This is a genomic window from Novosphingobium sp. (assembly GCF_032093395.1).
GTDB lineage: Bacteria > Pseudomonadota > Alphaproteobacteria > Sphingomonadales > Sphingomonadaceae > Novosphingobium.
This window is the reverse complement of sequence record NZ_DAMDBA010000032.1, coordinates 1-23152: the sequence shown is the minus strand read 5'-3', so window position 1 is coordinate 23152 and position 23152 is coordinate 1. Positions and strand designations below refer to the sequence as shown.

Genomic DNA, 23152 nt, shown 5'->3' with positions numbered 1-23152 from the left:
GCGCAGCAGGTCTGCGACCCAAGGCCCGGCTGCGTTGACCAGCATGCGCGCCTGGACCTGGCGAGGGCCCTTGTCTCCTACTATCGTGGCGATCCAGCCGCCGTTTTCGCTTGCTGCGTCGGTCAGTCTGGTGCGGGTTTCGATCCGGGCACCGTGCGCGGCGGCATCCATGGCATTGAGCACGACCAGGCGGCTATCTTCCACCCAGCAGTCGGAATAAACGAAAGCCTTGCCCTTTCCTTTCGTTTTCGTTTCCTGCCGTCTCAGCCCTTTGCCCTGGATTTCGCGATCCAGATCAACTGTTTCCGTGCCCGGCAGCTTCTTGCGTCCGCCCAGGTGGTCGTAGAGAAACAGGCCGAGCCGCACCATCCAGGCCGGGCGGGGGGAGCGCGATTGGGGCAGGACGAAGCGCAAGGGCCAGATGATGTGCGGCGCCATGCCGAGCAGCCTTTCGCGTTCTATAAGCGCCTCGCGAACAAGGCGAAACTCGTAGTATTCCAGGTAGCGAAGCCCGCCGTGGATCAGCTTCGTAGAAGCCGAGGACGTGTGGCTGGCAAGGTCGTCCTGTTCGACCAGCAGCACCGAAAGACCCCGACCTGCCGCATCGCGCGCGATCCCCGCACCGTTTATGCCACCGCCGACGATCAGCAGGTCGTAACTTTCGATCTGATCATCCGGAACTGACGACTGCGCGGAAACTTGCGCCTCTGTCTGGGGCATGGGAACTCTCGTAAAATGACCGTGGTTTCGATTTATGAAAATAGACACGGCAATACGAAATATCAAACGAAACATTTGACGTTCGTTCGAAAGCATGCGCAGAACGGCGGCGTCGATCGTTATGCGCCGGGCTTGACTGGATCGACAGGATACCCTCGGAGATACGCGCCATGACCCAGCCCCGCCACATCCTCGCCATTGACCAGGGCACCACCTCCACGCGTGCCATCGTCTTCGACGATGCCGCTCGTCCCCTCGGCACGTCACAGTCCGAGTTCGAGCAGCACTACCCGGATCTGGGCTGGGTAGAGCACGATGCGGAAGACATCTGGCGCGATACCGTCAGGGTCGCTCGCGAAGCTATAGAACGCAGCGGTGTGGGCGAACGCGGCATTGCCGGCATCGGCATCACCAACCAGCGCGAAACGGTGGTCGTATGGGAGCGGGAGAGCGGCAAGCCGATCCATCGCGCGATCGTCTGGCAGGACCGCCGCACCGCTCGTCTTTGCGCGGATCTCAAGGCGGAAGGTGCCGAGCCGGACGTTCGGGTGCGCACCGGTCTGCTGATCGATCCCTACTTCTCGGCCACCAAGCTGGCCTGGATCCTCGACAACGTGGCGGATGCCCGCTCTCGTGCGGAACGTGGCGAGCTTGCGTTCGGCACGATCGACAGTTTCCTGCTCTGGCGCCTCACGGGCGGAAAGGTCCATGCCACCGACGTGACCAATGCCGGTCGGACGCTGCTCTACAATATCCGGGAGCAGCGCTGGGACGAGGAGCTTTGCCGCCTGTTCCGCGTGCCGATGCAGATGCTGCCCGAAGTGCACGACAACGCCCATCTGTTCGGCATGACGGACAAGGCGCTGTTCGGCGTCGAGATCCCGCTGGCCGGCGTCGCGGGCGACCAGCAGGCGGCGCTGTTCGGCCAGGCCTGTTTCGAGGCGGGCATGGCCAAGTCCACTTACGGCACCGGCTGCTTCATGCTGCTGAACACCGGATCGGAAGCGCTCGCTTCGGAAAATCGGCTGCTGGCCACGCCTGCCTACCGTCTGGATGGCAAAATGACCTACGCGCTGGAAGGCTCGATCTTCGTGGCGGGCGCGGCGGTGAAATGGCTTCGCGACGGCATCGGGGTGATCACCCACGCGCGCGAGACCAACGACATGGCGACGCAGGTGCCCGACAATCACGGCGTCTACATGGTCCCCGCCTTCGTGGGGCTGGGCGCGCCGCATTGGGATCCGGATGCGCGTGGCGCCATCTTCGGCCTGACCCTGGGCGCCACCCAGGCCCATCTGGCCCGCGCGGCACTGGAAGCGGTGTCCTACCAGACCATGGACCTGGCCCAGGCCATGGTCTCTGACGGCGGCGATGCGCTTGCCAAGCTGCGCGTGGATGGGGGCATGGCGGCGAACGACTGGCTCTGCCAGTTCCTGGCGGACATGCTGGAGGTGCCGGTTGAGCGCCCGGTTCATCTGGAAACGACGGCGCTGGGCGCGGCCTTCCATGCGGGTCTGGCCACAGGCGTCTGGCCCGATCTCGCCGCGCTCTCCGCCACCTGGATGCAGGGAAGCCTTTTCACGCCCCGGATGGACGGCCGGACCCGCAGGGGATTGATCGACGGTTGGCACGATGCCTTGAGGCGGACCCTTAGCCAGTAACCAACACCGCACAGCGACTTGCGCGTCGGGTTGGAGGCTGCGATAGGCGCAGCCCATTTCCGTTTCAGCGAGGATTTTCGTCATGTCGGCCAACCCGGTCGCTTCCCGGTCCGTCGGCATCGATTTCGGCACGACCAATTCGGTCATCGCCATCGCCGAACATGCGCAGGACGCCGAACTCGTGGAGTTCGCCGCGCAAGGCGGGGCGGGTTCGGTGTTTCGCTCCGCCTTGTGCTTCTGGCAGGACGAAGCCGTTCGCGGCGGCCTGGCGCATGAGGCCGGGCCTTGGGCGATTTCGGAATTTCTGGAATTTCCGCAAGGGTCGCGCTTCCTGCAATCCTTCAAGTCCGTGGCGGCCAACCCGGCGTTCGAGCATGCAACCCTGTTCGAGAAACGGCTGCGGTTCGAGGAACTGGGTCAGGTCTTCCTGAAGCATCTGGTAGGGCATTCGGGGCATGCCTTGCGTGAAGTGCCGGAGCGCGTCGTCGTCGGGCGGCCGGTTCGCTATGTCGGGTCGCGTCCGGACGAGGCGCTGGCCCGCAAGCGCTACGATGCCATGTTCGGGCTGCTGGGGCGGACCGTCCACTATGTCTATGAGCCGATCGGCGCGGCATTCAGTTTCGCGTCCCGCCTCACCGAGCCCGCGACCCTGCTGGTTGCGGATTTCGGCGGCGGCACCAGCGACTTTTCGATCGTCCGGGTGGAGGCGCCGGGCGCGGCGCGGCGGTGCCTGCCACTGGGATCGGCCGGGATCGGCATTGCCGGGGATCGCTTCGATTATCGCATCATGGATCATCTGGTGCTGCCGCTGCTGGGCAAGGGCGGCACCTATCGATCGTTCGACAAGGTCCTGGAAATCCCTGCGGGCCACTTCGCCGATTTCGGGGACTGGTCCCGCCTTGCCATGATGCGCAACCGTCGTACCCTGGAACAACTGGCGCGGCTGAAGCATGGCGCCACCGATCCCGCCGCCATCGATCGCATGATCGCGGTGGTGGAGCATGAACTGGGCTTCGGCCTTTACGAAGCGGTGGGCCGCCTGAAGCGCACGCTATCCGCTGCGGACCATGCCGCCTTCCGCTTCGAAAGCGAAGCGCTGACCATCGAGGCCGAAGTGAGCCGGGGCGAATTCGAAAGCTGGATCGCGCCCGATCTCCAGCGCATCGGGGAAACGGTGGACGGCGCGCTGGCGCAGGCGGAACTGCGGGCGGACGAGATCGACCATGTCTTCCTCACGGGCGGTTCCTCGCTGATACCCGCGGTGCGTGGGCTGTTCGTGGAACGCTTCGGTGAAGAACGGCTTGCTTCCGGCAACGAGTTGACCTCGATCGCCCATGGCCTTGCGCTGATCGGCCAGTCGCCCGACCTGGACGAGTGGACCGCCGGCGAGCCGGACTGAGCGGCCGTTTCAAGCCTCCCAAGGAACGCTCGGCCGGGTGGTTCAGATCGGCCAGGTCTCTCGCCGATAAGCGGAATCCCAGAACATCCATTCATAGCGCGTGGCGTTGCGGAAGGCCGTGGCCATGGCTGTGCGGATAGCCGGCGTGGCGTCGGCGGCGGCCTGGTCCACCAGCGCACGAACCCGCTGCGTGGCCTCTCCGAAAGAGGGGGCCGCGTAAGTCTCTATCCATGCTGCGTAGGGGTTGGGTGAAGCCGCGCGCGGTTTGATGTCGCAGCCCACTTCCCAGTAGACCCAGAAACAGGGAAGGATTCCGGCGATCAGTTCCTCGTAGCTGCGCGTGGCGGCAAGGCTGGCGAGATAGCCGGTGTAGCCGAGGCAGGCGGGGGTAGCCTCGCTCTGTTCCGCCATTCCGGGCGTCACGCCGAACTGGGCGAAGAACGCCTGGTGAAGGGCTTCCTCGACCTGCACGGCCACTTTGGCGCCGTCCGAAAACTCCAGCCGACCCGCCGCACTTGGCGCTCGCGCGGCGGCGATGGCCAGCACGCGGGCATATTCGGCAAGATAGAGGCTGTCCTGCACGATGTAGTGACGGAAGCTCTCCGGCGGCAGAGTGCCCTCGGCCAGCTCGTCCAAGAAGGGGTGGGACAGGATCGCGCGACGCAGGGGCGCCAGTTCCGCCCAGATCGTTTCGCAGAAGCTCATCGCGATACTCCGCGCCGGCCAGGCTTGGTGGCAGTCGCGTCCTGGTCGAAGATCCAGTTCAGGTATGCAGCGATGCGGATTCCGGCATGTTCCAGCCGGTCGTCCACCTCGGCGCGGTGCTGGTAGGCATAGTCCCAGGAGATGACCGGGTTCGTCGGATAGATCGTCTTGCGCAGGGCGATGCTCTCGGCCACCCAAACCTGCGGATCGCGCACGTTCCAGGCTACGACCTGCTCCGGCGTGATCTTGCGCGAAAGCCAACCGGCATATTCGGAGTAGGACAGCGAGCGCTGCTCGATCAGGCCCGAATCCCACACCGAGTGGAGATTGGTCTGGTTGCCGAACCAGGTGACTTTCACGTCGTTTCCGCCCCGATCGTCGCCGCCGCCGGCATGGAGCGGCTGGTGCAGGTCGCCGATGATGTGGACGATGAAGCGCAGCGCCAAGCGGCGATCGTCCAAGGAGGCCTTCGGATCGCGCAGCGTGGCGGTGAAACGGGTGAGCGCGGTCAGGGCATCGCCTTCCGGCGGCGCGTCGGACGGCGCATAGGCGTCTCCTTCGCGCACGGTCACGTAGTGCCAGGGGCTGGCCTGCTTCTGCCAGAAGGGGGCGGGATCGGACTTCATGTCGTCCGGCCAGGTGGCCGCTTCGGCAAGATCTTCCGTGCCCAGCAAGAGGCGGACCTGCGCGCGGGCAACGCCGCTGAGGTTCTCGTCGGCAATGGCGCCGGTAATGCGGTGGCCTATCGCTCCCCAGGCCAGGGCGGGCGATGCGGGGGCGATGACCGTGGCGAGCGTGACGGCGAGCGAAAGGGAGAGAGTCGGATAGCGCATGGCCGCACTCCATACAGCAACCGGCCCGCCATGCCAGTTCCTCTAATCAGGTCAGTCGTTTGGACCCGCCATCTCGTAAAGCTCCAGCGGCAGGCCGTCGGGGTCCGCGAAGAAGGTGAAGCGTCTGTCCGTGTAGGGATCGATGCGGATCGGTTCGCATTCCACCCCGGCCGCTTCCAGCCGGGTGATCTCTCCGTCCAGATCGGTTACCGCGAAGGCGAGATGGCGCAGTCCGCAGGCTTCCGGACGGGAGGGGCGCGGCGGGGGCGAGGGGAAGGAGAAAAGTTCGATCTGGGCATTGCCTGCGTCAAGATCGCACTTCCAGGACGCGCGCTCCTCGCGATAAATCTCGCGGATGATCGGAAAGCCCAGAACTTCGTGGTAGAAGCGGCGTGAACGGGCGTAGTTGGACCCGATGATGGCTATATGGTGGATCGCGTGCATCGATGGTTCGTAGCAGGCTGGCGCCGCTCTGTCGCGCCATGGCCCGCACGAACTGGCGAAAGCCGCAGTCAGTTTTCGCCTTTCTCGTAGGCTTCCAGAGCCTGCCGATCCTCGTTCGAAACGAACTCACAGGCCAGCAGGGTCTTGACGACCATTGCCGGACCTTCCCGCGCGACGATCGAGATGATCCCCAAATCCTTCATGCCCTGCTGGTCTTCCGGCAGAGCGCGCGCGAAACCGGCGCTGGAAGCTCCGAACAGGTGGCTTTCCTCGGGCTGAAGACCATAGCGCCGGGCGACCTCGGCGGCGACCTGGCCATCGAGCAGGACGCCCACCGACATGCCGGCAAAGACGACCTCTCGCGTCGTGAAGCCGTCCCGTTCGATCGGTTCTCCCAGGCGATAGATCGCAGCTCCGAGCGAAGAGGTATCCGCTTGGCCCATTTCCTCGGCAGCTTCGTAAAGCTGCGTTGCCGATTGTGTCGAATAGGGTGGTTCGCATAAGGCGGCAGAGAAGAAGTCGGGCGTTTCCGCGACGGCGATGGACGGCGTGAAAGCGAGCGCGGCGGCAACCGGAAGGAAGAGCTTCATGATTGCCGCCTGCGCCATATTTTCCAGATTTTCAATGTGCTGGGAACGACTTTTGCGAAATTCGGGCTCTCAGCGCTTCGGCGGCTTGGGCTTTTGCGACCTCACTTCCCCCAGAAGCAGGCCGAGGTATTTCTCGGCTTCGGCGGATTGGGCTTTCGGGTAGGCAGCGGTCATGCGGCCGCTCCAGTAGCCGTAGTTGACGGTGGTGAGGCTGAACAGCCAGGGCTGGTTTTCGCTATAGCCGCTGAAGGTGCCGCGATAGGCGTCCAGCCGGGTATTGGTGGGAATTTTGGCCGGACCTTCGGAAACGATCGACGGCGCTGCGAAGTGGGCCATCGCGGCCTGGCGCATGATCATGTAGTGATCGCGCGCCGGCATTTCGTCTATATGGACGATCGCCATGCGCACGACGATGCGGTTCTTGCTTGAGGCTGCGTCCGAGCTGGTTCCAAGCGGTCGATCGTAGCCGATCGCCACATATTCGCCGCTCGGATCGAAGGTTCGTTCGTTCAGGCGCTTGAACCCTTCGAACTCCGCTGGGAAGCGCAGCCCGCTTGCCGAGTGGATCAGCGTGGTCCCGTCCCGATCCAGCGTGAAGCCTTCGGGAATTTCGCCCGCCGCTTCACTTGCAGCCGGTGGGGCAACCTGAGCCGCGGCTGGAGCGGTGCCTGCCAGCAGCAGCGTCAGCGCGGCGATAAAGGAAGCACTGGATGAACGCATCTTCTTTGAAACCCCCTGTACGGCAAGTCCCGATGTCGATCAGGACTTTGCAGGGGAAAGTCTAAGCCGAATGGCCGACCGTAATCAACACCCCAGAAACAAGCGAAGCGTTGCAGACCATTTGGGCTCATCGACCCGTTTTTAATGCGTCTTTCACTCACCCGGAATGCTGCTTTCCTTCTGGTCCTGCAAGGCGGCCAGGATCGTCTCGCTTTCGGTGCGGTGCAACCAGTCCGGGCTGGCATCGAAGAACAGGACGCGGGCGTTCCGATCGAGGATAAGAACGGCGGGCTGGTCGATCTCGTAGCTGAAAGTGCCAAGGGTGCGGCCGATCCACGGCTCGCCTTCCGGAACCGGGGGCTGCTCCTCCGGGAAGAAGGTGATGTTAAGCCGCCGGGCCAGCGTGTAGTTCGGATCGCCGGTGACGGGAAAGCCCAGGGCATGGCGGCTCGCCAGTTCTTGATCGACCGGCACCTGAGCGCTGACTGCCACAAGTTTCACACCCTGTCGGCGCAGTTCGGGCAGGAGCGTTTCGTTGTAATAGGGCAGGGCGACGTTGCAGGCCGGGCAGCCGCCGAAGCGGAAGAATACCAGTGCCGCAGGGCCATCCGCCAGCAGTTCGTCGCGGGTGACGGTGGCGCCGTTCTGATCGATCAACGTGAAGGGCGCGATTTCCTCACCGCGCTGTGGGAAGGCGAACGGATCGTGGCGCTCCACCAGCACCCGACGCTGGGCGGCGTTGCGTGAAAGTTGTTCGGCGCTCCATGTGCGCTCCCGTTCGGCCTGCAAATCGGCAAATCGGTCCTTGAGGCTCCTGGTCATCTTTTCCTCGCGTGTAGTTGGCCGCGACCAAGCTAGTTTCGCGGGGCGACGGGGAACAACGAGAAGCACGGTGCGGCGCTTGAGAGTTTTCAATAAGGCGCTGGTCCGCGTTGGAGCGCATGGCGTTCACCCCAATTTCGGCACGGGCTGGCAGCCGGAATCCGCGCAATTTCACCCGTTATGAGCATAGCTGATAGGCCAGCTCCCATAACTCAATTGAATTAGTTGAGAATATGGCGTCTCCTCTCGCCTCACCGTGGAAGCGAGAAACGATGCCCAGGGCAATCCCAATTTCCTCATCACCTGTTCGTAGCCTGGTGCCACGGCTCGGCAGCGCGCGATGGCTCTCGCCGCTCCTGCTGCTGCTCTTGTGGGAAGCCGGCTCGCGATCCGGCTTCATTCCGGAGCGGACGCTGGCGGCCCCTTCGAAAGTGCTGTCTACCCTGTTCGACATGGCGCTTTCCGGCGAGTTGGCCGCCAATCTGTGGGTGTCGTTCCTGCGTATCGCCATCGGGCTTGCCATCGGCGTGCTGTCCGGCGCGGTATTGGCGCTCGTCGCCGGATTGTCGCGCCAGGGCGAAGTGGCGGTCGATCCGATCATGCAGATCAAGCGCACGATCCCCACCCTGGCACTGACGCCGCTGTTCATCGTCTGGTTCGGCATCGGGGAGACGCCGAAGGTGGCACTGATCGCTTTCGCCTCGATCTTTCCCGTCTACCTCAACCTCTACAGCGGCATTCGCGGGGTGGACTTGCGTCTGCTGGAAGGTGCGCGCAGCTTTGGGCTCAGCCGGGCGGAGCAGATCGTCCACGTCATCCTGCCGGGCGCTTTGCCGTCGCTGCTGGTAGGCCTGCGCTACTCGCTGTCGGTGGCCATCCTGGTGCTGGTGGTGGCCGAACAGATCAACGCTTCGGCGGGGCTGGGCTATCTCATCAACAATGCGCGCGACTTCATGCGGACGGACATCATCGTCGTGTGCCTGATGATCTACGCGGTGCTCGGCCTTGCCGCCGACGCGCTGGTCCGCGCGATCGAGGCGCGCGCGCTCGTCTGGCGTCCCAGTATCGTTTCACAATGAGCGCATCGTTTCGCAATGACGCTCGTAATTGCCCCAGGATCGGAGAACAATGCCATGAATGCTCGACAGACTGGCCATTCTCGCGTGGCTGCACCCGACTACTACCTTAGCCAACCCGTCGTTCATCTGCGCGACTTCACCCGCAGCTTCGGTGACAATACCATCATCTCGGATCTCGATCTCGATATTGCGCCCGGCGAGTTCGTGACCCTGCTTGGCCGCTCGGGCTCGGGCAAGACCACGCTGTTGCGGACGCTGGCCGGGCTCGATCCGACGACGGGGCAGGACGTGATCGTGCCGGATTCCCGCGCCGTGGTGTTCCAGGATGCCCGCTTGCTGCCGTGGAAGAAAGTCTGGCGCAATGTGGCGCTGGGCCTGCGGGGCGGGAATGTTCGCCAGCGGGCCGAGGACGCTCTGCGCGAAGTTGGCCTCGGTCACAGGCTCGATGCCTGGCCGCTGACCCTGTCGGGTGGCGAGGCGCAGCGCGTGGCGCTGGCACGGGCGCTCGTGCGCGAGCCCAGCCTGCTGCTGCTGGACGAACCTTTCGCGGCCCTGGACGCGCTGACCCGGTTGCGGATGCACGAACTGGTGCTTTCGCTTTGGAACCGGCACCGCCCGGCGGTGATGATGGTCACCCATGACGTGGATGAAGCCATTGCCCTGGCCGATCGCGTGGTGCTGCTGGACCATGGCCGCATCGTCGCCCAGGAACGGATCGAGGCGCCGCGCGGTGAGCGTGGACAGGTCGCGCGGGGACTGCGCGCGCGCCTGCTCGGCGCGCTGGGCGGAAAAGTGGAGAACGGTCCCTCGCCGGCAGAAGTCATCGCTCTTCACGCAGGTGGTCTGGCATGAATGCGCCGGTCTCGCTGGTGGTGCCGAAAATCGATGTCGCGCCGCTGCGCCGTTTCGTAAGGGATTTCGCCGCCATCCTGGACAGCGGGGCATCCCGCGCCGGCATTCTCGAGCACGGCGGCAAGCTCCTCTCGCGCCTGGTTTCGCGCGACGACTGGCTGCCGGAGGAATTCGCCCAACCGCATCCCGAGAGATATCAGCAATACCTCCTTCACTGCGACAGCGCCGAGCGGTTCAGCGTGGTCTCGTTCGTCTGGGGCCCGGGACAGGCGACGCCGATCCACGACCATCGCGTGTGGGGCCTCGTAGGTGTGCTGCGGGGAGCGGAAAGCGTGCAGAGCTACCGTCGCCGGGATGACGGCCCGCTCGTTCGGCAAGGCGCTCCGACGGAACTGGGCGAGGGAGAGGTGGAGGCGATCGATCCGCAGGCGGGGGATATTCACCGCGTCGCGAATGCCTTCGACGACCGGACCTCGATCTCCATCCATGTCTATGGCGGCAATATCGGCGCTGTCGAACGCGCGATCTACCGCGACAGCGGCGAGGAGCGTCCTTTCATCTCGGGCTATGCGAACGAAGTCTTGCCCAACCTCTGGAATGGAGTGATCCGGGCATGAGCGTGACGCCGTCCCACGTGCGCAGCAGCCTTCTGGCCCGGCGCGAAATCGCGCTGGTCGACGTGCGTCAGGAAGCGCAATTCGCGCTTGGCCATCCCTTGTTCGCCGCGCAGATCCCCTTGCAGCGCATCGCCCTGGAGGCGCCCTGGCGCATCCCGCGCAAGGATACGGCGATCGTCGTCTACGACGACGGCGAAGGCCTGGCCGAGCCGGCGCTGAACCAGTTTCGCGCACTCGGCTATACGCAGGTCGAGCTGCTGGAAGGCGGTCTCACGGGATGGCGCGAAGCGGGTTACGAACTGTTCGAGGACGTCAACAGCTACTCCAAGGCCTTCGGCGAACTGGTGGAGCATCGCCGCCACACGCCTTCGCTGCCTGCGCCGGACGTGCTGGCACTGATCGAGAAGAAAGCCGACATCGCCATCCTCGATGCCCGTCGCTTCGATGAGTACGCCACGATGAGCATTCCCGGCGGACGCAGCGTGCCCGGAGCGGAACTCGTGCTGCGCGCCCCCGTTGCGGCCCCCGATCCGGATACCACGATCATCGTCAACTGCGCGGGCCGTACCCGCAGCATCATCGGCACCCAGTCCCTGATCAACGCGGGCCTGCCGAACAGGGTTTTCGCGCTGCGCAACGGGACCATCGGCTGGACCCTTGCCGGCCAGTCGCTGGAGACGGGGCGGCAGGAGAGCGTGGAGCGCGGCGCGGAACCCGAACTCGACGTGGCGCGCGAACGCGCGCGCGACGTTGCCTATCGCGCCGGGGTTCGCCGGATCGACAGCGAGGATTTGCGGGCCCTGCTCGGGGAGACCGAGCGTACGCTCTACCGCTTCGACGTGCGCCAGCCTGCTGATTTCGCGGCGGGCCATCCGGCGGGCTTCCGCAACGCGCCGGGCGGCCAGCTCGTGCAGGAGACGGACCACTTCGCCCCCGTGCGCGGCGCCCGCATCGTGCTGGCGGACGACCTCGGGCCGCGTGCCGACATGACCGCTTCGTGGCTGGCCCAGCTCGGCTGGGAAGTGCTGGTGCTGGCCGATGCGTTCGACGGCCCTCTGGAAACCGGAGAGGACGGCGCACCGCCCCCGCGCGGACCGCACGGTCGCTACAAGCGCCCTTACGAGGGCACCGACAACCGGGCCGCCGCCATGCAGGCCTATCTCGAGTGGGAATACGGCCTTGTCGCGCAACTGGAGCGTGACGGCACCCACGGCTTCTTCGTCATCTGATCCTTCCCGCTGGGAGACTTTCCTTATGACCGTAAAGTTCATCGGCTACATCGGCTTCAACGACACCTCGGAGATTCATGGAGGGCCGCGCTCGCGGGTGCTCGATCGCGACTATGTGGATGCCGCCGCGCGCGCGCAGGAAGAAGGCGGTTTCGACCGCGTGCTGATCCCGTTCGGCTCCAGTTCGCCGGAAAGCCAGATCGTCGCCGCCCATGCCGCCGCAATCACGACGCGTCTGGGCTTCCTGGTCGCGCACCGGCCCGGTTTCACCCAACCGACCCTGGCCGCGCGGCAGCTGGCCACGCTGGACCAGCTCTCGGGCGGACGCGTTGCCGTGCACATCATCACCGGCGGCGCCGACGAGGAAATGGCGCGCGACGGCGACGTCCATACGCTCAAGGCCGAACGCTACTTGCGCAGTGACGAGTATCTCGACGTACTCAAGCGCGAATGGAACGAAAGCCGGCCGTTCGATCATTCCGGCCGGTTCTACGAAGTGCGCGGCGGTTTCAGCGCCGTGAAGCCGGATAACCTGCCGGTCTTCTTCGGAGGCTCATCGCCCGAAGCTATCGAGGTCGCGGGGCGTCATGCCGATGTCTATGCCCTGTGGGGCGAGACGCTGGAACAGGTCGCGGAATCCGTGCGCACGGTACGCCACGCCGCGGCTCGCCATGGCCGCAATCCCGGCTTCTCGCTCTCGCTGCGGCCGGTGATCGCGGACACCGAGGAAGCAGCCTGGAAGAAGGCCGACGCCATCGCCGAACAGGTCCGCGCCCAGCGCGAGGCGGCCGGGCTGCCCACCAGCGGCCATCGTCCGCCCAATGCGGGATCGTTGCGACTGCTGGAGACCGCGCAGACCCAGCGCCGCGATACCCGCCTCTGGACCGGCGTCGCCGCGCTGACCGGAGCGGCCGGCAACAGCACCGGGCTGGTGGGCACGCCCGAGCAGGTGGCCGATGCCCTGCTGGAATATTACGATATCGGCATCGATCATTTCCTGATCAGAGGGTTCGAACCTCTCGCAGATGCGATCGACTATGGCCGCGAACTGATCCCGCTGGTCCGGGCCAGGGTTGCGTCGCGCGAAGCGGCAGACCGAACCGCGCTGGCAAGCTGAAAACAGTTCGCGGCATTGGAATTACTCATGTTCCTATCAGCCATCCGCGTTGGTCGGGCAGCGTTCCGGGACATAGCCTGAACCCACGCAGAAGGAGCAATGACATGAGCACTCGTCAACTCAAGCTGGGGTTCATCCTGCACGGCGTCGGTCCCGGCTGGGACGACTGGCGCCACCCGGACGCCCAGGTGGACGCCAGCACCAGCCTTTCGTTCTACACCCGCCAGGCGCAGGTGGCCGAGCGCGGGAAGTTCGACTACCTGTTCGTGGCCGATAGCGTTTCGATCAATGCCCGGTCCTCGCCGCACTATCTCAACCGTTTCGAGCCGCTGACCATCCTTTCCGCCGTTGCCGCTGTGACCGAGCGCATCGGTCTCGTGGGCACGGCGACGGTCAGCTATACCGAGCCCTATAATCTCGCACGGCAGTTCGCCTCGCTGGATCATATCAGCGGAGGTCGGGCCGGCTGGAATGTCGTGACCTCATGGCTCGAAGGTAGCGCCGCCAACTACGGCCGCGACAGCCATCTCGATCACGACGTCCGCTACCGCCTGGCCGAGGAGTACCTCGATGTCGTGAAGGGCCTGTGGGACAGTTGGGAAGACGACGCGCTGGTGCGCGACAAGGAAACCGGGCAGTTTCTCGATCCCGACAAGCTCCATGAACTGGGCCACAAGGGCGAGTCCCTTTCGGTAAAGGGCCCGCTCAACATTTCGCGGTCGGCGCAAGGGCAGCCGGTGATATTCCAGGCCGGTTCCTCCGAAGACGGCCGCAACTTCGCCGCGCGCCATGCGGAGGCGATCTTCACCCATCAGGAGGATCTTGCCGAAGGGCAGGCTTTCTACGCCGACGTAAAGGCGCGGGCGCGGGGGTTCGGGCGCGATCCCGACCAGCTGCTGGTCCTGCCCGGCGGTCGCCCCATCGTAGGGTCGACGGAGGACGAAGCCGAACGGCTCCACGGCGAACTGGCCGGCCTTGTCAGCCTGGAGAACGCCTTGCGCGCGCTCGGCCGTTCGTTCAACGATCACAACTTCAGTGTCTACGATCCGGATGGTCCGTTTCCCGCTCACGTCGCCGAAGAGGGGCGCAAGAGCAACCAGAGCGCATCCGAACGGGTGCTGGCCGACGCCGCGCGCGGGCTGACCCTGGGTGAAATCGCACTGCGGGTAGCCACCCCGCGCAGCCACTTCACCGGCACGCCGGAGCAGATCGCCGATCGCTTCCAGCTTTGGTTGGAAGCACGCGGATCCGATGGCTTCAACCTGTTCGAGTCCCTGCCCGGACAGCTGGACGTCTTCGTAGATCAGGTCGTGCCGATCCTTCAGGCGCGCGGGATCTACAAGCAGGACTATCCCGGCGGCACCTTGCGCGAGACGCTCGGGCTGGACGTTCCCGTCAACCGCAACACCGCCGCGCGCCAGCACCGCGCGGCCGCCTGAAGAAATCCACGGAAAGGAGCAGAACAATGGCAAGCACAGCTTCCACTTTCGATATCGCCGACAACCGTCTCGTCATTCGCCCCGTTCAGCCGACGCTAGGCGCCGAGGTGGAGGGGATCGACCTCTCCAAGCCTCTCGACAACGAACTACGAGGCGCCATCCGTGCCGCGTTGCTCAAGTGGAAGGTTCTGTTCTTCCGCGACCAGTCGATCGACGACGCCCAGCAGGCGGCCTTCGCGGCGAACTTCGGTCCGCTCTACACCCATCCGACCACGCGCCACGACGCAGCGAACAAGGAAGTTCACGCGATCGCGGCCAAGTACGACCGCGATTATGAGAAGAAGCTGGGCTATAAGCTCAAGGCGGGCGATGCCTACCACACCGATACCAGCTGGCGCCTCGTGCCGACCTGGGGCGCCGTTCTGCGGGACGTGAACCTGCCCGAAGTCGGCGGCGACACGATCTGGGTCGATGCGAACCTGGCCTACGAGACGCTGCCGGGCGAGATCAAGGAACGCCTCGAAGGCAAGTACGTCACGCATAACTTCGTGCCCGCGCTGGAGCTTTCGGGTCACGAATATCCGATCGTCTCCCACAAGATCGTGCGAACCCATCGCGAGACGGGGCAGAAGATACTTTGGGTCAACTTCCAGCAGCAGCCGCAAATCCTGGGGCTGGAACTATCGGAAAGCCGTGAGTTGCTGGACGAAGTGCTGCGTCAATACAAGCGACCCGACCTTCAAGCCCGCTTCTCTTGGCGACCGGGAACGGTGGCGTTCTGGGACAACCGCGCGACGGTTCACTTCGCCGTTCGCAATTACGGCGACTTCCCCCGCGAACTGCACCGCATCCTCATCGCCGACGAACCGCTCTGGACGGATCTCTGAAGAATGCTCGACAGACGCAACCTGCTTGCGGGAATTTCGACGAGTCTTGCCCTGGCCGCTTGCGGCCGGGGCATTGGCACGAATGCGGACGTGCTGCGGGTCGGCAGCCAGAAAGGCGGCACCAAGGCGCTGATGCTGGCCTCCGGCGCACTGGATGGAGCGCCCTACAAGGTCGAATGGTCAGAGTTTCCCGCGGCCCAGAACCTGCTCGAAGCCTTGGGCAGCAGCGCGGTCGATCTGGGCCTCGTCGGGGATGCGCCGTTTCAGTTCGCCTATCAGGCGGGCAGCCCGATCAAGGCCGTTGGCGCTCAACGCAGCCAGGCGCGGTTCCCCGGAGCGCTTTCGATCGTGGTGCCCGCCGCATCGCCGGTCCGCGACGGCAAGGGGCTGAAGGGCAAGCAGGTCGCGACCACGCGCGGCAGCGTGGGGCATTACCTGGTGTTACGGTCGATCCTGGAATCCGGGCTGAAGCCGGAAGATGTGAAGATCGTGTTTCTTTCGCCCAGCGACTCCCGCGCCGCCTTGCAGAGCGGCGCCGTCGATGCATGGTCGACATGGATGCCCTACATCGCCGCCGCACAGGCCGAGGGCGATCGGATCGTGGTGGATGGGCGGCAGTTCTCGCAAGGGTACGGGTTCGAGATCGCGGCAGAGAGCGCGATCGCGAGCAAGCGCGAGCAATTGTCCGACTTCCTGCGACGGGAAGCCAAGGCGCTCACCTGGGCGGATGGTCACGTCGATGCGTTCAGCGCCGTGCTCGCGCGGGAAACCGGTCTTCCCTTGGATATCGCGCGACAGACGGCGGAGAAGAACCTGCGGTCACGGGTGCCGATCGATCAGGCCGTCATTGCCGATCAGAAAGTGGTTCTGGACACATTTCAGCGTTTCGGGGAGGTAAAGTCAGTGCGCCCTCTGAATGAGGCTTTCGTTCTCGATGTTTGAATCAAGAAAAACTTGCCAACGGATCAGGCAAATCAATTTCAACTAAATCAGTTGAGATGCCAATAAGCTCTCGTGGTTCTGATTTTCGGGGGCTAATGTGAAAAAAGTTCTGGTTTCCAGTTTTCTTGTCGGCGTTTCCATAATCACCATTTCTTCCGCCAAGGCAGAGGATATTGTCGATGCTCTTCCCGCTGCCGATAGTGCGGCGGCAGCGGCGGACGGATCCGCCATCGTCGTCACCGGCGCGCGCGGGCGGATACAGCGGTCGGTGGCGGACAGCCCGGTCCCGATCGACGTCATCAGCCCGCAGGAACTCAAGAATACCGGCCGCACCGGGCTCAAGGAGATTCTGGGCAATATCATCCCCTCCCTGAGCATGCCCGCGCTGGGCGGCGGCGGCACTTCGGCAAGCGTTCGTCCGATCTCGATCCGCGGGCTTTCCGGGGATTACGTGCTGGTTCTGGTCAACGGCAAGCGTCGCCATACGACCTCGCTGATCAACAACCTTTCGCGCATTTCCGGCGGTTCCACGCCGGTGGATATCGACCTCATACCCACCGTCGGCGTGGGCCGGATCGAAGTGCTGCGTGATGGCGCGGCGGCGCAATATGGATCGGACGCGATATCCGGCGTCATCAACATCATTCTCGACAATACGCCGCGCGGCGGGGAATTCTCGGTGACTGGAGGCCAACTCTACGAAAAGGGCGGGGCACTGGCGCAAGTGGCGGGAACCTACGGGACGCCATTGGGAGACGGCGGCTTCGCCCGTTTTTCCGTCGAGGCCAAATACCACGATCGCGCGGATTCCTCCGCGCAGCCGGTGCCTTATCTCTATCCTTTCGTGAACGGCCAGCCCGATCCGCGCGAAGCGGATGCGGACCATCTCATTGCCGGGGGCTACGGCCGCTCCAACCGCGACAAGATCGTCAACGGCAGCTACAATGCGGAATTGCCGGTAGGAGAGGATACCACGCTCTATTCCTTCTCCACGCTGAGCTACCGTGACATCAAGGATGCGCGCGGCGCCTATTTCGCGGCGCCTACCGGGTACAATGGACAGGCGAACACATCCGGCGCCTCCGTGCTGCCACAGCTCTATCCGGCAGGCTTCCAGGCCTATCGGCGGATATGGGAATGGGACTGGCAGGCCGCGCTCGGCTTGCGCACGGAGTTCTCGGGCTGGTCGCTGGACCTGTCCACCAGCTACGGCCGCGACAACGTGGAGCTGGGCGCGGACAATACGCTCAATCCGTCGATCGGGCCGGACAGCAAGACCAGCTTCTTCATGGGGCGCCAGAAGCAGGACCTGTGGGTCAACAATCTCGATCTCAGCCGGGAAGTGGACCTGGGCTTTGCCAGGCCGCTCAGCCTGGCTGTGGGCGTGGAACATCGTTGGGAGCGGTTTCGAAACATAGCCGGCGAGCCCGATTCCTATCGTGACGGCGGCTACGTGATCCCGGCTGACGGGACGCCGTTCGGCCAGCTCTATGGCGGCCGCTCGCCGTCGCCCGGTCTGGTGTCGTTCACCGGGACGTCACCCGCCGATGCATCGAGCACGAGCCGCAACAACGTGGCGGCCTATGTGGATGTCTCCACCGACCTGACACCCGGCTGGTTCGTGGGCCTGGCGGGGCGTTTCGAGCATTATTCGGACAGTGCCGGCAACGCTTTCGCCGCCAAGGGCTCGACACGGGTGGAACTGGCGAAGGGCCTGGCTCTGCGCGGCGGCGTCAACACGGGCTTCCGCGCGCCGTCGCTGGCGCAGACTGCGTTCTCGACCACCCAGAATACGGTCACCGTCATCGGCGAAGAGCGCGTCTCGACGGTTTCGAAGTTCCTGCCGGTCAACAGTGCGGCCGCCATCGCGCTGGGGGCAACGCCGCTGAAGCCGGAGAAGTCTCTGAACTTTACGGCCGGGCTGACGTATGAGACCGGTCCCTTCCGCCTGACCGTGGACGCCTACCAGATCCGCATCGACGACCGGATCGTGAAGACCGAGTTCCTCGGCACCGCATCCAACGGGGGCGCGGCGATCAAGAACATTCTCGTCGCCAACGGCATCGACGATGTGGACAGCGCCCAGTTCTTCACCAATGCCATCGACACGCGCACCCGCGGCGTGGACGTGGTGGCGGAATACCTGTTGCGAACGGACCGCCTGGGCGAATTCCGCTTAAACGCCGCCTACAGCTACAACCGCACCAAAATCCTGCACGTCATCGACAATCCACCGGAACTGAGCACCCTCAACGTTACCCTGTTCGGGCGCCAGGCCCAGCGAGACCTGGTTGCCGCCACGCCGCGCAGCAAGGTGGTGCTGTCCGGCAACTGGTCGCTGGACAAGGTTCGCGTGCTTCTGCGGGTCACCCGGTTCGGCAAATATACCGAGTCCAGCAACGTCGCGGCGTCGGACCGGACTTTCGGCGCCAGATGGGTGACGGATGCCGAACTGGGCTATCAGCTTACCGACAATCTCGATGTCGCGGTGGGCGCCAACAACCTCTTCGACGTCTATCCCGAGAAGAACGGCGCGATCGCCGCCGATGGCTCGGGCCAGTTCGGAGGCTTTGCCCCCTTCGGCCTCAGCGGCGGCTTCTACTACGCCCGCGTGGGCTTCCGGTTCTGATATTGGCAATTCGCGCGGCTTGAGGCATCCCGGCGGGACAAGCCAGGGAGAGATGCGTGAAAGAAGCCGTCGCGGTGATCGAGAATGGAGGCGTCCTCGAAATCCTGATTGATCGTCCGGAAAAGAAGAATGCGCTGACGGCGCCGATGTATCGGGTGATGACCGCTGCCCTGGCAGAGGCCGCGTCCCGTGCGGACATCGGCGCCGTACTTTTCTCGGGCCGGGGCGAGACGTTCTGCGCAGGCAACGATCTTGCCGATTTCATGACGGGTCCGGACGGCGCGGAGGCGGCGCTGGATTTCATTCGTGCGATCGCGCGGTTCGAAAAGCCCATAGTCGCGGCGGTGCAGGGCATGGCGGTGGGCGTGGGCACGACGATGCTGTTCCACTGCGATCTCGTCTATGCCGCGCCGGATGCGGCGTTCGTCATGCCCTTCGTGAACCTGGGCATCGTGCCGGAAGCCGGAGCCAGCCTTCTTGCCCCGGCGGTTCTCGGCCATGCGAAAGCGGCGGCCATGCTGCTGCTGGGCGAGCCGATGGACGCGCCGGGCGCGGAGCGGGCGGGCCTGGTCACGGCGCTGGTGCCGGCGGATCGATTGCTGGACCATGCGCGGGCGAAAGCGGCCTTGCTCATTACCAAGCCGCCTGAGGCGCTGCTTGCGACGCGCCGGCTGATGAAGGGTGATCCGGCTTCGATCTCGGCCCGGATCGAAGAAGAAGCGCGGATTTTCCGGCAGGCCCTGCAATCGCCGGAAGCGCGTGAGGCCTTCGCGGCCTTCTTCGAGAAGCGGCCGCCTGATTTCAGGCGGGGCTGACGTTCAGTCGGCCGGATCCGGTTGGCGTTCGGGTTGGCGCCGGGGCTGTTCGGCCCCGGTTACCTTGCGCCAATGCTCGTCGGCCCGCCGTTCGAAAGTACCGCCTTCGCGCGCCTCGCTTCGGTAGAGAGATCCGGCAGGCATGGGCGAATAGACCTGCTCCACCCAACCGCGTGGATCGTCGTGCGGCCAGAGGTACCCCTGATGGCCCAGTTGTGCCGCGCCCTTGTAATGGGCGTCGCGCAAGTGCAGCGGAACCGGGGCAGGGGGGTGCCCCGCCACGAACTGGAGCGCTGTCGATATGCCGCGCGATGAAGAGGCGGACTTGGGCGCCCGCGCTACGTGAAGGGCCGCGTGGGCAAGGACGATCTGCGCTTCGGGATAGCCGATCTTCTCCACGGCATGCAGCGCCGCCACCGCGGTCTGCAAAGCCGTGTTGTCGGCAAGGCCGACGTCTTCGGAGGCGTGGATCATGATCCGCCGCGCGATATAACGGGGGTCTTCGCCTCCGTGTATCAGCCGGGCCAGCCAGTAGAGCGTCGCGTCGGGATCGGATCCGCGCATGGACTTCACGAAGGCCGAGACGACGTCGTAATGGGCGTCGCCGGAGCGGTCGTGGTTGATCGGGGCAGCGGCATAGGCTTCCTCGATCATGGCGTCGCTGACGTCGAACACGCCTTCCTCGTGACCCAGCGCCAGGCTTTCCAGCGTCGTCAGGGCGCGCCTGGCATCGCCGCCGGAGCGGCCGGCCACCAGCCGGACCTGTTCGGGCGTCATGACCATGGCGATGCCGCGGCCATGGAGGTGCTCGATCCCGCGCCGAACCACCTTCGCCATATCCTCGATGGAAAGCGGCTCCAGCTTGAGGATGGTGGAACGCGAAACCAGCGCCGGGGTGAGGACGTGATAGGGATTGCCGGTGGTCGCACCGATGAAGTCGGCGATGCCTTCCTCGCAGATGGAGAGAAGGTCGTCGGTTTGCGTGGCGGTGAAGCGCTGCACTTCATCCACGAAGATCAGCAGGGGATGGACGCGCGCCTCGTCCGCCAGCTTGCGGATTTCGGCAACCCCGGCGCGCGTCGCGTTGAGGGGCCGGAACGTCTTGCCCAGCGCTCCTCCAACGGCGCGTGCGATCGAGGTCTTGCCGATGCCGGGCGGCCCGTAGAGGATCACGCTTCCCAGCGTGCCTGCCCTTATGCGCCGGCGAAGGATCGATCCTTCGCCCACGACATGGTCCTGTCCGATTACGTCGTCCAGCGAAACCGGGCGAAGCAATGCGGCCAGCGGTGTGTTGTGAACCGGATCGGACCCGGCGAACAGGTCTGGCATCCGCGTGTTGCCCGGATCGTCAGACCGCGAGAAGCAGCGTGTCGTCGCTTCGGGGGGGAGCCGCTTCGAAGTCCGGCAGGGGCTCGAACACTTCGTCCAGCAGCTCGGTCACTTCCAGACCGGCAAGCTTGAACTGGCCGAGACGGCGTTCCTCTGGCGAGCGCCATGCCTTGGTGAGGTTCAAAGCGCTGACGAACAGGTCGCCATGCCGCTCGAACATCAGGTGCGGGGCGAGCTTGATGATGCCCCCGTTGTAACGGGCATTGACGGTCTTGCGGAGCGAGATCGCTTCCATGAGGCTCAGACGGGTGTCGATCATTTGTAAGGTCAGGCCAATTCGGTATTCGATGGATTTTGCATTGCAGCATTGTGGAGCCGACGCGGGCTTGGTGCAAGTGCCAAGCGGGCGTTCTTCCGCAAAGTCACACTCAGGCGCTTCGGCGGTGCGTGGAGCCGGGCAAAATCGGCAGGCCGGTGCGGTTCCGCCCATCCTGCTTGGCGCGATAGAGCGTATCGTCGGCAAGCGCCATGACTGCGCGGCCATCCTGGCCGAGAGACAATGGCGCGATCCCGATGCTGACCGTCGCCTCCACGCGGGCACCCGAAGGATCGCGGACGGCCGCCTCCTCGAATCGCGTGCGAATGCGCTCGCAGACAAGATGGGCCTGATCGAGGCTCAGGCCGCTGAGCAGGGCGGCGAACTCTTCGCCGCCGAGCCTGGCCACCAGGTCTCCCTCGCGGACAGCGCCGCGCAGGATGGCCACAAAGCGCACCAGCACATCGTCGCCCGTGGCATGGCCATAGCGGTCGTTGATCTGCTTGAAGTGGTCGAGATCGAACAGGGCGAGGCAACCCGCCGTCGCCCCCTGGTCGGACGTGTCTGGCTTGGAAGATTCCGGCCCGGAAGCGTCCAACATCGCTGCCAGCGCCTCATCGAAGGCGCGGCGGTTCAAGGCGCCGGTCAGGTGGTCCGTCATCGCTTGGGCGGTAAGGTTTTCCACGAGCTGCCGTCTCCGCGTAATCTCGCGAATGATGCTGACCGTGCCGGACGTGCGGCCGTCTTCGTCGACAATCCCGCGAATGTGGCTTTCCACCCAGACGATATCGCCGTTCTTGCAGCGAACCCTGTATTCGACGATCGCCGCGTCGTCGGGATGGGCAAGGGCCTTGCCGCGCGCTTCGTCGATGACGGGCACGTCCTCGGGCAGGATCAGGTCGAACATCGAGCGACCGACGAGTTCGGCAGGCGCGTAACCCGAGACCTGCAAGGCCGAGGGAGAGGCATAGCGGACCAGGCCGTCGGCGCCGATCCGCACCACGATGTCGCTCATCCGGTCCAGCACGGCGCGGTGCAGCGCCTCGGCGGCGTGCAGCCGCTCCACAAGGCGACGGCGCGAGCGCAGCTCGGCGGCGAGCGGCAGGACGATGAGAACGACCGAGGCGAAGTAGATCTGGAGGACCTGGAATTTCACAGCCATCGGACCGGCCAGCAGCGTGGTCGGCCCGCGACCGGCGAGCGATAACGAGAGGCCTACGGTCACCAGGATGAGGATGGAGGACACCGCGCCGAAGCGACCCAGCCGCAGCGTGGCGGCAATCGTGGGCACGAAAGGGACGATTACCAGGGGTCTCGCGTTCTGCCCGAAAGTGATCAGCGAGGCGACGAGCACGAGGCCTAGCAGCACCGCCGCTTCGCCCATGCGCTTGCGTCCTGCCGAGGCGATCCACTGGCGGGTTTCGCCGCGCAGGCACAGCAGCAGAGGCGGCGCGAAGGTCATGAAGCCCAGCGCATGGCCTGCAAACCAGTCCCGCCAGGCGGGCCAATAGGCGAGGCCTTGCGTGACGTGGGTACTATAGGCGGCAGCGAAAGCGGTGATTGCCGGTATCAGCGCCCCGGCGACGAGGAGGAAAGAGCCGACCTCGGCCAGCGACTGGAACCTGCCGAAGCGGGGGTAGATGCGACGCACCAGCCAGGCAGCGGAGAAGGCTTCGGCAATGCAGAGCATCGACAGCGGCAGAGCGACCAGCCCGTGAAACCCGAAAAGGATCGAAGCGCAGAATGCCAAAGGAGCGCAAGCGAGCGCCATGCCGATCCAATGCCGGCGCGGGGTGCTGCACAGACGCGCGAAAAGGACCGGTCCCGCCAGCCACACCACAGCTATCCCGGCATCGAAGCGGGTCAGTTGCAGGGCGATCGCGGCACAGACGAAATAGGTCGTGGCTGTCAGAACGGCCTCGCGCAATGGCAGGCGAAGTCGTCTGGAGAGCAGCGGGAACATGGCGCATCGCTACTGGGATATGGTTAGCATCCTGTAAACGGCTA

General features: G+C 64.7%; 22 protein-coding genes. 12 read left to right on the top strand and 10 right to left on the bottom strand.

The annotated features are described in order from the left end of the window. Positions 1-720, bottom strand: a 720-nt coding sequence (locus RT424_RS12490) for a glycerol-3-phosphate dehydrogenase (RefSeq protein ID WP_313438461.1), incomplete at its 3' end; no start/stop codon positions are given. A gap of 170 nt (positions 721-890) precedes the next feature. On the opposite strand from RT424_RS12490, the gene glpK reads away from it, so the two are divergent. Continuing rightward, on the top strand, positions 891-2381 hold the full coding sequence (glpK, locus tag RT424_RS12485; RefSeq protein WP_313438458.1) for a glycerol kinase GlpK: 1491 nt from the start codon (positions 891-893) through the stop codon (positions 2379-2381). An 82-nt stretch (positions 2382-2463) separates the two neighbouring features. After that, entirely contained in the window at positions 2464-3780 is a 1317-nt protein-coding gene (locus tag RT424_RS12480; protein WP_313438456.1) for an Hsp70 family protein, read from the top strand. Between the two features lie 42 nt (positions 3781-3822). Here RT424_RS12480 and tenA read toward each other — a convergent pair whose 3' ends face one another. The 6 genes from tenA to RT424_RS12450 all read right to left on the bottom strand — a co-directional run bounded on the left by tenA (position 3823) and on the right by RT424_RS12450 (position 7894). After that, positions 3823-4485, bottom strand: coding sequence for a thiaminase II (gene tenA, locus RT424_RS12475; protein WP_313438453.1), 663 nt, complete (start codon positions 4483-4485; stop codon positions 3823-3825). Beyond that, positions 4482-5318, bottom strand: a complete 837-nt coding sequence (locus RT424_RS12470; RefSeq protein WP_313438451.1) for a S1/P1 nuclease — start codon at positions 5316-5318, stop codon at positions 4482-4484. The genes tenA and RT424_RS12470 overlap by 4 nt, the downstream gene beginning before the upstream one ends. A 51-nt stretch (positions 5319-5369) precedes the next feature. Beyond that, a complete protein-coding gene (locus RT424_RS12465) occupies positions 5370-5762 on the bottom strand; it encodes a VOC family protein (RefSeq protein ID WP_313438448.1) in 393 nt (130 codons plus the stop codon). A 68-nt stretch (positions 5763-5830) separates the two neighbouring features. Continuing rightward, a complete protein-coding gene (locus tag RT424_RS12460) occupies positions 5831-6352 on the bottom strand; it encodes a hypothetical protein (RefSeq protein WP_313438446.1) in 522 nt (173 codons plus the stop codon). Between the two features lie 69 nt (positions 6353-6421). After that, entirely contained in the window at positions 6422-7072 is a 651-nt protein-coding gene (locus tag RT424_RS12455) for a hypothetical protein (protein ID WP_313438443.1), read from the bottom strand. Between the two features lie 153 nt (positions 7073-7225). Beyond that, a complete protein-coding gene (locus RT424_RS12450) occupies positions 7226-7894 on the bottom strand; it encodes a peroxiredoxin-like family protein (RefSeq protein WP_313438441.1) in 669 nt (222 codons plus the stop codon). Positions 7895-8166: 272 nt separating this feature from the next. On the opposite strand from RT424_RS12450, the gene RT424_RS12445 reads away from it, so the two are divergent. From RT424_RS12445 to RT424_RS12400, 10 genes are all read left to right on the top strand, one after another. Then, the gene (locus tag RT424_RS12445) at positions 8167-8973 is read left to right on the top strand and encodes an ABC transporter permease (protein ID WP_313438438.1); all 807 of its coding nucleotides are present in this window, start codon (positions 8167-8169) and stop codon (positions 8971-8973) included. A gap of 54 nt (positions 8974-9027) precedes the next feature. Continuing rightward, the gene (locus RT424_RS12440; RefSeq protein WP_313438435.1) at positions 9028-9825 is read left to right on the top strand and encodes an ABC transporter ATP-binding protein; all 798 of its coding nucleotides are present in this window, start codon (positions 9028-9030) and stop codon (positions 9823-9825) included. Further along, the gene (locus tag RT424_RS12435; protein ID WP_313438433.1) at positions 9822-10442 is read left to right on the top strand and encodes a cysteine dioxygenase; all 621 of its coding nucleotides are present in this window, start codon (positions 9822-9824) and stop codon (positions 10440-10442) included. The genes RT424_RS12440 and RT424_RS12435 overlap by 4 nt, the downstream gene beginning before the upstream one ends. Beyond that, positions 10439-11671 (top strand): rhodanese-like domain-containing protein, encoded by a 1233-nt coding sequence (locus RT424_RS12430; RefSeq protein WP_313438430.1) that lies wholly within the window; start codon positions 10439-10441, stop codon positions 11669-11671. Before RT424_RS12435 ends, RT424_RS12430 begins: the two co-directional genes overlap by 4 nt. A 25-nt stretch (positions 11672-11696) precedes the next feature. Then, the gene (locus tag RT424_RS12425; protein ID WP_313438428.1) at positions 11697-12788 is read left to right on the top strand and encodes an LLM class flavin-dependent oxidoreductase; all 1092 of its coding nucleotides are present in this window, start codon (positions 11697-11699) and stop codon (positions 12786-12788) included. 104 nt (positions 12789-12892) lie between these two features. After that, complete coding sequence (locus RT424_RS12420; RefSeq protein WP_313438425.1) at positions 12893-14227, top strand: LLM class flavin-dependent oxidoreductase; 1335 nt, start codon at positions 12893-12895, stop codon at positions 14225-14227. Positions 14228-14253: 26 nt separating this feature from the next. Further along, on the top strand, positions 14254-15114 hold the full coding sequence (locus RT424_RS12415) for a TauD/TfdA dioxygenase family protein (protein ID WP_313438422.1): 861 nt from the start codon (positions 14254-14256) through the stop codon (positions 15112-15114). A 3-nt stretch (positions 15115-15117) separates the two neighbouring features. Continuing rightward, positions 15118-16056 carry an ABC transporter substrate-binding protein gene (locus RT424_RS12410; RefSeq protein WP_313438419.1) on the top strand — a complete coding sequence of 313 codons (939 nt, stop codon included), beginning with the start codon at positions 15118-15120 and terminating at the stop codon, positions 16054-16056. Between the two features lie 97 nt (positions 16057-16153). Beyond that, on the top strand, positions 16154-18685 hold the full coding sequence (locus RT424_RS12405) for a TonB-dependent receptor (RefSeq protein WP_313438417.1): 2532 nt from the start codon (positions 16154-16156) through the stop codon (positions 18683-18685). 56 nt (positions 18686-18741) lie between these two features. After that, entirely contained in the window at positions 18742-19500 is a 759-nt protein-coding gene (locus tag RT424_RS12400) for an enoyl-CoA hydratase (protein WP_313438415.1), read from the top strand. A gap of 3 nt (positions 19501-19503) precedes the next feature. Here RT424_RS12400 and RT424_RS12395 read toward each other — a convergent pair whose 3' ends face one another. The 3 genes from RT424_RS12395 to RT424_RS12385 form a co-directional block, all read right to left on the bottom strand. After that, on the bottom strand, positions 19504-20829 hold the full coding sequence (locus RT424_RS12395) for a replication-associated recombination protein A (RefSeq protein WP_313438412.1): 1326 nt from the start codon (positions 20827-20829) through the stop codon (positions 19504-19506). A 19-nt stretch (positions 20830-20848) separates the two neighbouring features. Then, a complete protein-coding gene (locus tag RT424_RS12390; protein ID WP_313438410.1) occupies positions 20849-21148 on the bottom strand; it encodes a hypothetical protein in 300 nt (99 codons plus the stop codon). Between the two features lie 109 nt (positions 21149-21257). Next, complete coding sequence (locus RT424_RS12385) at positions 21258-23072, bottom strand: diguanylate cyclase (protein ID WP_313438407.1); 1815 nt, start codon at positions 23070-23072, stop codon at positions 21258-21260. Between the last annotated feature and the right edge of the window lie 80 nt (positions 23073-23152).

What these genes read in the sequence shown, in the direction of transcription:
- RT424_RS12465 (WP_313438448.1), bottom strand. Translation starts at nt 5,762, where the DNA reads ATGCACGCGATCCACCATATAGCCATCATCGGGTCCAACTACGCCCGT.
- RT424_RS12445 (WP_313438438.1), top strand. Translation starts at nt 8,167, where the DNA reads ATGCCCAGGGCAATCCCAATTTCCTCATCACCTGTTCGTAGCCTGGTG.
- RT424_RS12440 (WP_313438435.1), top strand. Translation starts at nt 9,028, where the DNA reads ATGAATGCTCGACAGACTGGCCATTCTCGCGTGGCTGCACCCGACTAC.
- RT424_RS12470 (WP_313438451.1), bottom strand. Translation starts at nt 5,318, where the DNA reads ATGCGCTATCCGACTCTCTCCCTTTCGCTCGCCGTCACGCTCGCCACG.
- RT424_RS12460 (WP_313438446.1), bottom strand. Translation starts at nt 6,352, where the DNA reads ATGAAGCTCTTCCTTCCGGTTGCCGCCGCGCTCGCTTTCACGCCGTCC.
- RT424_RS12410 (WP_313438419.1), top strand. Translation starts at nt 15,118, where the DNA reads ATGCTCGACAGACGCAACCTGCTTGCGGGAATTTCGACGAGTCTTGCC.
- RT424_RS12425 (WP_313438428.1), top strand. Translation starts at nt 11,697, where the DNA reads ATGACCGTAAAGTTCATCGGCTACATCGGCTTCAACGACACCTCGGAG.
- RT424_RS12455 (WP_313438443.1), bottom strand. Translation starts at nt 7,072, where the DNA reads ATGCGTTCATCCAGTGCTTCCTTTATCGCCGCGCTGACGCTGCTGCTG.
- RT424_RS12435 (WP_313438433.1), top strand. Translation starts at nt 9,822, where the DNA reads ATGAATGCGCCGGTCTCGCTGGTGGTGCCGAAAATCGATGTCGCGCCG.
- RT424_RS12430 (WP_313438430.1), top strand. Translation starts at nt 10,439, where the DNA reads ATGAGCGTGACGCCGTCCCACGTGCGCAGCAGCCTTCTGGCCCGGCGC.
- RT424_RS12415 (WP_313438422.1), top strand. Translation starts at nt 14,254, where the DNA reads ATGGCAAGCACAGCTTCCACTTTCGATATCGCCGACAACCGTCTCGTC.
- tenA (WP_313438453.1), bottom strand. Translation starts at nt 4,485, where the DNA reads ATGAGCTTCTGCGAAACGATCTGGGCGGAACTGGCGCCCCTGCGTCGC.
- RT424_RS12480 (WP_313438456.1), top strand. Translation starts at nt 2,464, where the DNA reads ATGTCGGCCAACCCGGTCGCTTCCCGGTCCGTCGGCATCGATTTCGGC.
- RT424_RS12420 (WP_313438425.1), top strand. Translation starts at nt 12,893, where the DNA reads ATGAGCACTCGTCAACTCAAGCTGGGGTTCATCCTGCACGGCGTCGGT.
- glpK (WP_313438458.1), top strand. Translation starts at nt 891, where the DNA reads ATGACCCAGCCCCGCCACATCCTCGCCATTGACCAGGGCACCACCTCC.
- RT424_RS12395 (WP_313438412.1), bottom strand. Translation starts at nt 20,829, where the DNA reads ATGCCAGACCTGTTCGCCGGGTCCGATCCGGTTCACAACACACCGCTG.
- RT424_RS12390 (WP_313438410.1), bottom strand. Translation starts at nt 21,148, where the DNA reads ATGATCGACACCCGTCTGAGCCTCATGGAAGCGATCTCGCTCCGCAAG.
- RT424_RS12450 (WP_313438441.1), bottom strand. Translation starts at nt 7,894, where the DNA reads ATGACCAGGAGCCTCAAGGACCGATTTGCCGATTTGCAGGCCGAACGG.